Origin of the sequence: Paenibacillus cineris, assembly GCF_018333335.1 — a bacterium.
Taxonomy (GTDB): Bacteria; Bacillota; Bacilli; order Paenibacillales; family Paenibacillaceae; genus Paenibacillus_AQ; species Paenibacillus_AQ favisporus.
Map to the genome: position 1 here is coordinate 516,539 of NZ_BORU01000001.1, position 12,049 is coordinate 528,587.

The following is a 12,049-nucleotide window of genomic DNA, read 5'->3' on the forward strand; positions in this document are numbered from 1 at the left end:
AAGTGTTGAAAAGTGTAAGGATACCTCACACCATTTTTAAAAATACCTTACATACATATTGACGATGTCAGGTTTGAAGTTTTATAATGACGACATAAATCATTAGATACTGAACGTTTACGTTTTAAATGCGGGGAAATGTTCGGAAATTGGGAGGAAGAGAGCATGTCGGTTGAAAACGTATTAAAAACAATTCAGGAGAAAGCAATTGAGTGGGTGGATTTCCGTTTCGTAGATTTGGCTGGCCGTGCGCATCACATTTCTTTGCCTGCCTCTGAAGTGGATGAAGAAACGTTCGTGAACGGGGTTGCGTTCGACGGCTCTTCCATCGCCGGTTTCCGGGGAATCGAAGAATCGGACATGGTTATGATGCCAGATCCGGAATCGATTTTTGTCGATCCATTCACCGCTCATCCGACACTGAACATCATGTGTAACATCAACACGCCGGACGGCGAGCGCTATGAGCGCGATCCGCGCAGCATTGCAGCCAAAGCCGAAGAGTATCTGCAACAGTGCGGCGTTGGTACGGCAGCCTTCTTTGCACCTGAATCCGAATTCTTTATTTTTGACGACGTCCGTTACGAAAGCGGCATGAACAGTTCTTCTTACTTCGTGGATTCCGAAGAAGCTTCGTGGAACACGAACCGTAAAGAAGAAGGCGGCAACCTTGGCTTCAAAGTACGCGTAAAAGGTGGATACGTTCCTGTTGCACCGGTCGACACCCAACAAGACATCCGCAGCGAAATGTGTCGTTTGCTGGAAGAAGCCGGCCTCCGCATCGAGCGTCATCACCATGAAGTGGCCACTGCAGGCCAAGCGGAAATCAATTTCCGTTTCGATACCCTGAAGAAAACAGCGGATAACCTCTTGCTGTACAAATACATCGTTCACAACACAGCACGTCAATACGGTAAAGTGGCTACTTTCATGCCAAAACCGATCTTTGGCGACAACGGAAGCGGCATGCACGTTCACCAGTCCATCTTCAATGGCGACGAGCCTTTGTTCTATGAAAAAGGCGCTTATGCGAACCTGAGCGAAATGGCGCTGAACTACATCGGCGGTATCCTGTACCATGCTCCGGCCTTGATTGCCATCACGAACCCGTCGACAAACTCCTTCAAGCGTCTGGTTCCTGGCTACGAAGCACCGGTTAACCTCGTGTTCTCGAAAGGTAACCGTTCCGCAGCGATCCGTATTCCAGTCGCCGCTGTAACGCCTAAAGGCTGCCGCATCGAGTTCCGTACACCGGACTCCACGGCGAACCCTTACCTGGCCTTCTCGGCTATGCTGATGGCCGGTCTGGACGGTATCAAGCGCAAAATCAATCCGGTTGAGCTCGGATACGGACCGATGGACAAAAACATCTATGAGCTCTCCGACGATCAAAAAGCGGAAATCCGCAGCGTACCAGGCACCTTGGACGAAGCATTGGACGCTCTGGAAGCTGATTACGACTTCCTTCTGGAAGGCGGCGTATTCACCAAAGAATTCATTGATAACTTCGTTAGCCTGAAGCGTGCTGAAGCGAAAGCCGTTTCGATCCGCGTGCATCCGCACGAGTACGGTCTGTACTTCGACTGCTAATTCGTATCAAGAAATGGCTGCCCTCTCCGGTCAGGGATGACTGGAGGGGCAGCCTCTTTGTTTGGGGGACGCTGCGCGTACTCCGCATTCCTCCACTCGCGTGTTGGGGGCGCTCCGCAGCCACCGCATTCCTCCACTCGCGTGTTGTTTTCCCGTTTCTTGAACTAGCCGCTGTTTGCGGTAGAAACGGGAAAACAAAGGCGACCGCTGCGCTGTTCCGGAATTGCGGTGTCCGCTCCGCTAAGCAGGGGAGTATGTGTGGGCAGTTCGGGGAAGCGGCTGGGTTGTTCAGGGAAGCAGGGCTGCAGGTAGCTCATGAAGCAACGCCTATCAGCAGCGCTCCGCTCTCACCGCATTCTGGGAAGCGCTCCGCCTCCACCGCATTCCTCCACTCGCGTGTTGTTTTCCCGTTTCTTGAACTAGCCGCTGCTTGCGGTAGAAACGGGAAAACAAAGGCGACCGCTGCGCTGTTCCGGAATTGCGGTGTCCGCTCCGCTAAGCAGGGGAGTAAGTGTGGGCGGCTCAGGGAAGTAGTTGTGTGGTGCTCAGGGAGACAACACGTCAGCAGCCTCTACGAAGAGGGTGATTTGTCTGCCAAAGAGAGCCAAGCCTGCATGCGGCAGCATATGCCATGCCGGGCCAGCGTTCGCGTCCACCGCATCCTGGGAAGGGCTCCGCACACCACTTTCCTTGGGAGGGCTCCGCGTCCACCGCATTCCTCCACTCGCTGTTGTTTTTCCGTTTCCCGAATTTAGCCGCTGTCCGCGGTAGAAATGGGAAAACAAAGGCGACCGTTCCACTGTTCCGGGAATTGCGGTGTTCCGCTCCGCTGGGCAGGGAAGTAAGTGTGGACAGTTCGGGGGCAGCGAGCAGGAGTAGGACTGTTGGGAAAACTCCGGTGATGAGGGTTATCGAGGTCCCCTGGCTGGTTCTGACGAAAACTGTCGACTTTTGATCTGCCATTTCCTGCAGTGCTTTACTCCGTTAAATAAACTGTGTTAAAGTAATAGATAAAACAAGCGTCCGCAAGGCGTCATACTATGTGCTTTTTTGTACTTGATGGCCCTTGGGAATACTGCTATCATTGCCATATTATCATTCGCTATAAGAGAGAGGATGGGGAGTTGTTTTGACAAAGAGAGCATACAATTTTAACGCCGGCCCTGCTGCATTGCCGCTGGAAGTGCTGGAACGCGCACAAGCCGATTTCGTGGATTTCCGGGGGACAGGGATGTCCATCATGGAGATGTCGCACCGCGGCAAGGTCTATGAGGAAGTCCATAACGAAGCGCAAAGCCGTCTGCTGTCCCTCCTGGGCAATCCTTCGGGATACAAGGTGCTGTTTCTGCAGGGGGGTGCCAGCACCCAGTTTGCGATGGTGCCGATGAACTTTCTGACAGCCGGCAAGACCGGAAGCTATGTCTTGACAGGAAGCTGGGCCAGCAAAGCGGAGAAGGAAGCACGCTTGATCGGGGAGACGCATATTGCCGCTTCTTCGGAGAACAATAAGTTTATGTCGATTCCGGATCTGAGCAGCATCGAAATTCCGGAAAATGCCGCGTACCTGCACGTAACGTCCAATGAAACGATCGAAGGCAGCCAGTACCAGCAGTACCCGGATACAGGCAGCGTACCGCTGATTGCGGACATGTCCAGCGACATCCTGTGCCGCGAGTTCGACGTGAATCAGTTCGACTTTATCTATGCAGGAGCGCAAAAGAACTTGGGACCTTCCGGCGTAACGGTCGTCATTGCCCGGGAAGAGCTGCTGGCCGAGTCGCCGAAGCATATCCCGACGATGCTGCGCTACAGCACGCATGCGGCGAACAACTCTCTTTACAACACCCCACCATCCTTTTCGGTATACATGGTCAACGAAGTGCTGAAGTGGATCGAAGAACAAGGCTCACTAGCCGGCGTTGAGAAGATCAACCGGGAGAAAGCCGGCTTGATTTATGATACAATAGACAGCAGCGAAGGCTTCTACCGTGGACCGGTAGAGGCGGGCAGCCGCTCGATTATGAATATTACATTCCGTCTTCCTTCTGAAGAGCTGGAGAAGCAGTTTATTAAGGAATCGGAACAGGAAGGTTTTGTAGGTCTGAAGGGACACCGCAGCGTCGGCGGTCTGCGCGCTTCGATTTACAATGCCGTTCCTTACGAGAATGTTAAAGCACTGGCTGATTTTATGAACCATTTTCAAAAGAATCATGGGTAATGAAGCCTGAAGCCAGAACATCCATGAGTGAGCGCCTTTCGCCGTTAGCCGGCGAGAGGCTTTTTAAACTTTAGCAATATCATTTGAACTAAAAAGGTGAAGCATGATTAGCCTTTAGTTCATTTTGTATAGAAAATGAATGGAGTGGAAAACGATCTATGGCATTGCACATCGTACTTGTTGAACCTGAAATTCCCGCGAATACCGGCAATATCGCCAGAACCTGCGCAGCGACGGGAGCTCACCTGCATCTCGTGAAGCCGCTTGGTTTTCGCACTGATGACGCAACGTTGAAGCGAGCGGGTCTGGATTACTGGTATGCGGTTCATATTGAATACCATGAATCTTTTGCAGAGGTGCAGGAGATGTACGCCGGCCGGCGTTTCTTCTATGCGACGACAAAAGCCGACAAACGATACACGGACTTTCAGTTCCAGGATGAGGATTTTCTCGTGTTCGGCAAGGAAACGAAGGGACTTCCGGAGGAACTGCTTGCTGCCAACCCTGATACGTGTATGCGCATGCCGATGACGGATAAGGTCCGGTCGTTGAACCTGTCCAATTCGGCGGCGATCATCGTGTACGAGGCGCTGCGGCAGCTCGATTATCCGGGGATGGAATAAGGACTGCATTTGGATACAATACACGGAAAAATTCAGCTTCTAAAATAAAGTAATAAAATTTTAATCCGGAGCAGGATTCGACATCGTCACATCGAACTATTAGAAAAGACCCATATTTCTGGATTGGAAAGTATGAATAATGATCACAGGGGGTACTTTCTAATCACTTTACATTCGATTAGTCATAGGGAGAGGTGTTGAACATGAAACCTGCCGGTGTTGTACGCAAGGTAGATCAGCTCGGAAGAATCGTCCTGCCGAAGTCGCTTAGAAAACGTTATCAGATGAACGAAGGAGATCCTGTCGAGATTCTGGTGCAGGGGGACCACATCATTCTGGAACGTTACCGTCCGAAATGCGTGTTTTGCGGTTCGATGGACGAAGTGACGGAATTCAAAGAGCGATATATTTGCGGCCAGTGTCAATCCGACATGCTGCAATTGCAAAAGCATGCATAACATTCATTTGGGCATCACGAGTTTTCGTGGTGTTTTTCTTTTATAGCAAGGTCTGTTTATAACCTGGTTCGCTTAAATGGATCAGGTTTCCATGAAAAAAGGCTTCCTATACAGGAAGCCTCTTCGGCCTTACAGTCCTTTAGTTTTATCATCGTTATAAGCTGCGGTTAGGATGCCGACCAGGAACATTAGCAGCACCACCATACAAATCCAAAAAGTTAATGAGAACGACATTTAAGGCCACCTCCCGCTGAACTACCATTGCTCAATAAGCCTATTATACCCACACTTGCTGGAAAAATAAATGAATTCGTCATTTTGTTCATAATTTTTTTGCAGCTTAAGGATACATTATTTATAAAATAAAAAGTTGGTCGGGACCGGGCGCATGCTGCCGTCCGACGGGTGGTTGACCACCCTGCCGTTCAGCACCAGGGTCGAAGAGCCCCCGCCATCTAGATTATAGGCATCGATGACGCCGAGATGGAACATTTTACTCTGCAGCTCTTGGAGGGTGGCTCCCGAGCTGCCGTTTTCGTTGCGCCCGTCCACGACGATGATCAGCAGCTGGTCGTCTTTGTATTTGCCGATCACGGTCCGCGGCGCACGGTTGGGAGACTGCTTCCATTTGAGCGGGATTTCAACGGGCTGGCCGTTTTTTAGCAGCATCGGCACGAAGGTCGCCCCGAATTTGGGCTGCAGGCGGTCCAGTTCGGATTGATTCTGGAACTTGCCGCCGATAAGCTTGCCGGATTTGTTCAGCCCCACGAAGAAGAGATCCTTGAAGCTGGACTGGAATCCCGTAAGATACTCTCCATTCATGACGGTGGTGCTGAGCGGATAACGCTTGCCGCTGGTGTCGGCAAATCCTCCGGCATTGATCCCGGCCACGGCTCCGTGCCGGCTTACGGCCTGCATCGTCGTTTCGGAGCTTCCCAGCTTGTCCTTGGCAAGGCTCATGCCCATGGCAGAGGGATCCTTGAGCTTCACCTTCATGGCATATCCATTGTACACACCCGGGTTGACCTTGTAGAGCTCGATCCGGATTCGTTCGCTATCGACGCGTTCAATAGGGGCGCCGAGCTTGGACGTAATCCGTTTATTGTAGATGAACTCGGGACGTCCGGCTTGTGACTTGGCCGTCGCTTCGATCGCATTCATCGCTGAAGTCGTCTGCTTGTACAATCTGGACGTTTTGCTGATGGACGAAATGGTTAGTTTCACAGTTTTGTCGGCCTTGTCCAGCTCCTTCAGCAGCGAGTCGGTATGCGGCTTGAGCGTATCTGCCGGAACGTACGCTGCGGTATCGACCTGGATATGTAGGGGACCTAGGCTGAACAGCAAATAGATGAACAATCCAACGAACGGAGCGGTCACGAGCAGAAAAAAGCGGTTGATCTGTTTGATGCTTACATTCATTTGAGCAGATCCATCTTTTTCTGCAGCGTATCCAGCTGTTTCTTCACTTCGTTCAGCTGGGTGTACAGCTTGTTGCTGTTATCGGTTTTGCTCGTGGCGTTATCCTTGGTGAACGTCAGCAGTTCGTTAAAGGACTGCACCTTGCTCTCCAGCTCCTTAACTTGCCCCGCCAGTTCGTTAAACTGAGCCTCGTAACTCTTTTTTAAATCGTTCATCTGGTTTTCCGTACTTGCCTGAAGCTGCTTTATCATTTCCTGTTTCACATGATTGCTATATAAATAGGCAGCGCCGATGCCCAGTACAATCAGCAGTATCCATATCAGGAGCACGAACTTGACGGAGGGTGGCTTCTCCCTCTTGGGCTGGTTTCCGAATGGTGCGGAAGGCCCTGTCGAAGTTTGCAATGTCATCACCTCGGTTTTCGTTGAATTTTTTCCAGTCCCCATTCTATCATTACCCTATTATTTTCGCAAAAATGAATACAAGTCATAAAAATACCTAAAAATAGATTGCACGAAATAATAGGGGTGCGATACAATCTGTTTAAGACTGATAGATTTATATTATACATAACCGTTTAGCGAGCCTTGATATGAAAATAGAAACGTCTTAAAACAAGCGTTTAACGCGCTTGTGAGCGGAGGAGAAACGCTGCTGTACTTTATATTCAATAACGATCAGTACCAGGAGGTTACCATTGAAATGACGAGAGTTTGGCGGGTTGTGATTATCGATAGCCACCCCACAAGTATGCTGGGCACCAAGTTGATACTGGAGGAACGGGAGAATCTGAAGGTAACGGGGATGGCCTCAACCTGGGACGAAGGATTGGTGCTGGTGATCGAGCACCAGCCCGATCTGGTTCTGTTGGACTACCAGATGCCCGAGGGAACAGCGGAACCGCTGCTGGAGAAGCTCAAGAGCAGTTCTCCGGAGAGCCATATCCTCATCTTGACGGATCATGACGGTTTGAAGCTGCTGCATCCGATCATTCATCACGGGGGGAGCGGAATTTTGTCGAAACAGGCCTCGGCCTCCCAGCTTATGCTGATGATCGACGGGCTGCGCGAAGGCTTTGCCGCCCTGCCGATTGAATGGCTGAAGCAGGGGATCTGGCAGATGCAGGCGGCTCCCTCGGCGGAAGGGATGTTTGATCTGACCGAGACGGAGATTTTTATTATGGAACGGATCGTACAGGGGATTACCTACGATAAGATCGCAACGGAAATTACCGTCAGCCGAAGATCCATCGATAACTACCTGCGCAAAATTTACGTCAAGCTAGGGGTGTCCACACGGGCCCAGGCCATCGAAAAATTTGCGCTTCATTCACGCCAGAAGCGAGCGATGTACATTTGAATACGGCATAATTCCATGCGTCTCTGAATACATACTTTAGGGTTGCAAATTATATAGAGAGACCGAACCCAATAAGAGATAAATGGGAGGAGAGACCATGCAGTATTCCTTTGCGGCCCGTACGGAGGTCATGCTGTCGTCACCGCTTCATCTCATCCGGTCCTTGGCAAATCGGGAATCCTTCATATCTTTTGCAGAGGAGCTTCCGGCCGAAGAGTTATTTCCCGTATCTTCCCTGGAGGCAGCAGCGGCAGCAGTGATTTCGAATAGTCCTACGGCACTTCAGTATGGGGAGCCGCAGGGCTTTTTGCCGTTGCGCGAATGGTTGTCGGAGGACTGGAAGCGCACCAAGCGCATTGATGTGGGTCCGGATCAAATTCTGCTGACGACCGGTGTGCAGCAGGCAATGGATCTGCTGGCCCGCGTCTATGTGGAGCCAGGGGACCGCGTGCTTGTGGAAAGTCCGGCTTCGCCGGGATACTTGCAGGTGTTCAAGATGCAGGGGGCTGTCGTTATTCCGGTGGACAGCGACCAGAATGGCCTGATTCCGGAACGTTTGCTGGAACAGATTGAGCGGACGCAGCCGAAGCTGCTGGTAGCCTCACCGAATTTCTCCAATCCGACGGGGGTCCTCTGGAGCTTAGAGCGGCGTAAGGAAGTGCTTGACCTGTGCAGGGAGCACAGTATCCTCATTATAGAAGACAATTCTTACGGGGATCTTTATTTTGAAAAGTTATCGCAGCGGGAATTCACCAGTCTGTACCCCTCCCTGTTTGCGCTGGACGGCTCGGGCAGCGGACAGGGGGTGCTCTACATCGGTTCGTTCAGCAAAACGATTGCCCCGGCGCTGCGTACGGGCTGGGCCGCCGGAAGCCGGCCGCTGATCAATATGCTGGCTGCCGCCAAGCAGCTGGCCGATTGGCAGTCCAGCACGCTGAACCAGCGCTTCCTGCACAACATGCTGGAATCCTCCGCTTTCGATATTCATGAGCATATCAAGATGCTGAACCGCGAATACGACACCCGCCTGAAGCTGATGAACGGGCTGCTGCAGCGGCCGGCATGGCAGGATGCCAGCTACGTCATCCCCAAAGGGGGCATGTTTATCTGGCTTCAGCTGCCGGATGGGCTGGACAGTCTGGCCCTCTTGAAATGCGCCTTGGGTAAGGGCGCAGCTTTTCTCCCCGGCACGCTGTGCTACCCGGACGGGCGGGGAAGCGGCTGGATTCGGCTGAATTTCACTCACCCCGGCCGTGACGAGCTGCTGCTGGGCATGAGTCTGATCGGCGAAGCGATCGGCGAATTTACGGCGCGCAGCTAAGTCTTTTTGCGGCGTGAGGCGCGCGCCGGCGTGGCCGTTTCCACAAGAGCGGGCAAACTGGATGCCCCCGTCTCCAGGATGCCGGCATAGCGCTCCAGATCGGCGGTGCCTGCCGGCGTGAGGAGGTAGCGGCCGCGGGAGATCCGCTGGAACCAGCCGTAATAGTTGTTCTGCAGGATGGCCGCCGCATTCGGCACGCCGCTTTTCTCCCGCAAATGCGCGGGCGACAGGCCGCCTTCCGGTGCGCCTGCGAGGGCGCCGGCGACGCGAAGCGCTTTTTCCCGGTAAGCCGTCATCAGCTTCGCCCGTGTGGTGCCGCCGACGTTATAATCGCCGCTGCGTTCGCGGAATTCGTAGAGCAGCCGGGACTTGCGGACTTTCATCCTGCGGGTTGGCACGTAAGGCGTTCCCGGCTCGCAGAGCACTTCCACCAGCGGCTTCTTTGTTTTATAGAAGGTGACGGTGATCAGACCGACGCCCAGCCTGCGGCATAAACCGGTGATGTCATCCCAGCGCTGGTTCACGGCACCCCGCTTGCTGCGGTTGCGCTCCACTGCCAAATATACATGAGGGCTCAGCTTGAGACGTTCGACTCCCTGCAGCAGCAGGGAGAGGTTGAACGTCTTTTTCATTTCCACGATCAGCGGCTCTTCCTCGTCCGGATGCAAGCCCACCAGGTCGCAGTGGCGAACTTCGCCTTTGACCTCGTAGCCCTGCCGCTCAAAAAAAGCCTTCAATGGCTCGTAAAGTTCGGTTTCATGCTGGACGGACATGTTCAGGCTCTCCTTCTGCGGTGATCCGCTTCTGAATTCTTTGTTCATTATATCATTTCAAATGAAGAACCCGAATCCTAAGGGCAGATATCCCGCCGGGAAAGTCGCAGCACCCTTGCTTTTATAGAAAAAGACAATCTGACATGGGCGAAAAAAGAGGTCAACTAATCCCACGGTCCCGCATAGGTATGTAATACACTTTTTAAGAATCGATGGGAGCAGTTGACCCTTGACGCATTTTGTAGGAGTAGCTTGCGATTTCATAACCGAGTCATAGGAGGTACTTGCATGGATATTTTCGAACGCGTAGCGGCATATCGGGCAGAGAGCGATCAACTGGCATGGAATGGCACCTTTAAAGAATACATCGACCTTCTTCGTCAGGACCCATCACCGGCGATGACGGCGCATGCCCGCGTCTATGACATGATCAAATCATACGGCGTGGAAGAGGTCAACGGCCATAAACGTTATAAATTTTTTGAGCAGGAAATTTTCGGCCTGGATCGTGCCATTGAAAAGCTGGTGGAGGAGTACTTCCACTCCTCGGCCCGCAGGCTCGACGTCCGTAAACGGATTCTGCTGCTGATGGGTCCGGTCAGCGGCGGGAAATCGACGATTGTGACCCTGCTGAAGCGGGGCCTTGAGAAATTTTCGAGAACACCGCAAGGCGCGGTATTCGCTATTGACGGGTGCCCGATGCATGAAGAACCGCTTCATCTCATTCCGCTGGACCTGAGGCCTGAAGTGGAAAAAGAACTTGGCGTGCGGATCGAAGGCAATCTCTGCCCTTCCTGCCAAATGCGCCTGAAGACCGAATACGACGGCGATATCGAGAAAATGCCCGTCACCCGGGTGCTGATCTCGGAAGACAGCCGTGTCGGTATCGGTACATTCAGCCCTTCAGATCCGAAATCCCAGGACATCGCCGACCTGACCGGCAGCATCGACTTTTCTACCATTACGGAATACGGTTCGGAATCGGACCCCCGCGCCTACCGTTTCGATGGAGAGCTGAACAAGGCCAACCGCGGCCTGATGGAATTTCAGGAAATGCTCAAATGCGACGAGAAGTTTCTGTGGAACCTGCTCTCGCTCACACAGGAAGGCAATTTCAAGGCAGGGCGGTTCGCGCTTATTTCCGCCGACGAGCTCATCGTTGCCCACACGAACGAATCGGAGTACAAGGCCTTTATCGCCAACAAGAAAAACGAAGCGCTGCAGTCCCGGATGATCGTCATGCCGATTCCTTATAACCTGAAGGTATCGGATGAAGAAAAGATTTACGGCAAGCTCATTTCGCAAAGCGACATGAAGCATATCCATATTGCGCCGCATGCGCTGCGTTCCGCCGCGATTTTCTCCATTCTGACCCGTCTCAAGGAGACGAAGAAGCAGGGAATGGACCTCGTCAAAAAGATGAGAATGTACGATGGCGAAGAGATTGAAGGGTATAAAGAAGCCGATTTGAAGGAAATGCAGTCTGAATATTTGGAAGAAGGCATGTCCGGCGTCGATCCGCGGTATGTCATCAACCGGATTTCCAGTGCTTTGATTAAGCAGGACCTTCAATGCATTAACGCGCTGGATGTGCTGCGGGCCATCAAAGACGGGCTTGACCAGCACGCCTCCATTACGAAGGACGAACGGGAGCGTTATCTGAACTTCATCGCGGTGGCCCGGAAAGAATACGACGAGCTGGCGAAAAAAGAAGTGCAGAAGGCCTTTGTTTATTCCTTTGAGGAGTCGGCCAAAACGCTGTTTGAGAATTACCTCGACAACATCGAGGCGTTCTGCAACTGGACGAAGATCCGCGACCCGCTCACCGACGAAGAGATGAATCCGGACGAAAGGCTGATGCGTTCCATCGAGGAGCAGATCGGCGTCTCCGAAAATGCCAAAAAAGCGTTCCGTGAAGAAATCCTCATCCGGATTTCGTCTTATTCCCGCAAGGGCAAAAAGTTCGAATACCATAACCATGACCGTCTGCGCGAAGCGATCGAGAAGAAGCTGTTTACAGACCTCAAGGATATCGTAAAAATAACGACGTCGACCAAAACGCCGGATGCCGCCCAGCTTAAGCGGATTAACGAAGTAAGCAAACGGCTGATCGACGAGCACGGCTACTGCCCGGTATGCGCGAACGAGCTGCTGCGCTATGTGGGAAGCTTGTTGAACCGGTAATCAGCAGAAACCGTATAAATTCCAGTGTCCAACATGGCTCCTGATTTATATCGGGGGCCATTTTTTTCTGCTTTTTTCTTTTTCGGGTCTTGAACCTCACGTAA

Annotated in this window: 11 protein-coding genes; 7 read left to right on the plus strand and 4 right to left on the minus strand. The window is 52.3% G+C overall.

The features are described 5' to 3' along the window. Window positions 1-165: 165 nt before the first annotated feature. Window positions 166-1,590: a type I glutamate--ammonia ligase gene (gene glnA, locus KI379_RS02795; RefSeq protein ID WP_076170635.1), complete on the plus strand. Its 1,425-nt coding sequence runs from the start codon at window positions 166-168 to the stop codon at window positions 1,588-1,590. A gap of 545 nt (window positions 1,591-2,135) precedes the next feature. Here the strand turns inward: glnA and KI379_RS02800 are convergent. After that, window positions 2,136-2,306: a hypothetical protein gene (locus tag KI379_RS02800; protein ID WP_212982717.1), complete on the minus strand. Its 171-nt coding sequence runs from the start codon at window positions 2,304-2,306 to the stop codon at window positions 2,136-2,138. Window positions 2,307-2,719: 413 nt separating this feature from the next. Between KI379_RS02800 and serC the strand changes: the two genes are divergently transcribed. From serC to KI379_RS02815, 3 genes are all read left to right on the plus strand, one after another. After that, window positions 2,720-3,808 carry a 3-phosphoserine/phosphohydroxythreonine transaminase gene (gene serC / locus KI379_RS02805; RefSeq protein ID WP_212982718.1) on the plus strand — a complete coding sequence of 363 codons (1,089 nt, stop codon included), beginning with the start codon at window positions 2,720-2,722 and terminating at the stop codon, window positions 3,806-3,808. A 158-nt stretch (window positions 3,809-3,966) separates the two neighbouring features. Continuing rightward, window positions 3,967-4,431 carry a tRNA (uridine(34)/cytosine(34)/5-carboxymethylaminomethyluridine(34)-2'-O)-methyltransferase TrmL gene (gene trmL / locus KI379_RS02810; RefSeq protein WP_076170633.1) on the plus strand — a complete coding sequence of 155 codons (465 nt, stop codon included), beginning with the start codon at window positions 3,967-3,969 and terminating at the stop codon, window positions 4,429-4,431. Between the two features lie 203 nt (window positions 4,432-4,634). Further along, window positions 4,635-4,889 (plus strand): AbrB/MazE/SpoVT family DNA-binding domain-containing protein, encoded by a 255-nt coding sequence (locus KI379_RS02815; protein WP_076170632.1) that lies wholly within the window; start codon window positions 4,635-4,637, stop codon window positions 4,887-4,889. Window positions 4,890-5,240: 351 nt separating this feature from the next. Here KI379_RS02815 and KI379_RS02820 read toward each other — a convergent pair whose 3' ends face one another. Both KI379_RS02820 and KI379_RS02825 read right to left on the minus strand, forming a co-directional pair. Continuing rightward, the gene (locus KI379_RS02820) at window positions 5,241-6,308 is read right to left on the minus strand and encodes a phosphodiester glycosidase family protein (protein ID WP_076170631.1); all 1,068 of its coding nucleotides are present in this window, start codon (window positions 6,306-6,308) and stop codon (window positions 5,241-5,243) included. After that, complete coding sequence (locus KI379_RS02825; RefSeq protein WP_076170841.1) at window positions 6,305-6,718, minus strand: uroporphyrinogen-III C-methyltransferase; 414 nt, start codon at window positions 6,716-6,718, stop codon at window positions 6,305-6,307. The genes KI379_RS02820 and KI379_RS02825 overlap by 4 nt, the downstream gene beginning before the upstream one ends. Before the next feature lie 292 nt (window positions 6,719-7,010). Here KI379_RS02825 and KI379_RS02830 point away from each other — a divergent pair, with 292 nt between their 5' ends. After that, window positions 7,011-7,667 carry a response regulator transcription factor gene (locus KI379_RS02830; protein WP_212982719.1) on the plus strand — a complete coding sequence of 219 codons (657 nt, stop codon included), beginning with the start codon at window positions 7,011-7,013 and terminating at the stop codon, window positions 7,665-7,667. A 97-nt stretch (window positions 7,668-7,764) separates the two neighbouring features. Next, window positions 7,765-8,988 carry an aminotransferase-like domain-containing protein gene (locus tag KI379_RS02835; RefSeq protein WP_212982720.1) on the plus strand — a complete coding sequence of 408 codons (1,224 nt, stop codon included), beginning with the start codon at window positions 7,765-7,767 and terminating at the stop codon, window positions 8,986-8,988. Here the strand turns inward: KI379_RS02835 and KI379_RS02840 are convergent. Next, window positions 8,985-9,761 carry a DUF2161 domain-containing phosphodiesterase gene (locus KI379_RS02840; protein ID WP_076170628.1) on the minus strand — a complete coding sequence of 259 codons (777 nt, stop codon included), beginning with the start codon at window positions 9,759-9,761 and terminating at the stop codon, window positions 8,985-8,987. The two genes, KI379_RS02835 and KI379_RS02840, sit on opposite strands and share 4 nt — an antisense overlap. 288 nt (window positions 9,762-10,049) lie before the next feature. On the opposite strand from KI379_RS02840, the gene KI379_RS02845 reads away from it, so the two are divergent. Next, a complete protein-coding gene (locus KI379_RS02845) occupies window positions 10,050-11,945 on the plus strand; it encodes a PrkA family serine protein kinase (protein ID WP_076170627.1) in 1,896 nt (631 codons plus the stop codon). Window positions 11,946-12,049: the final 104 nt, after the last annotated feature.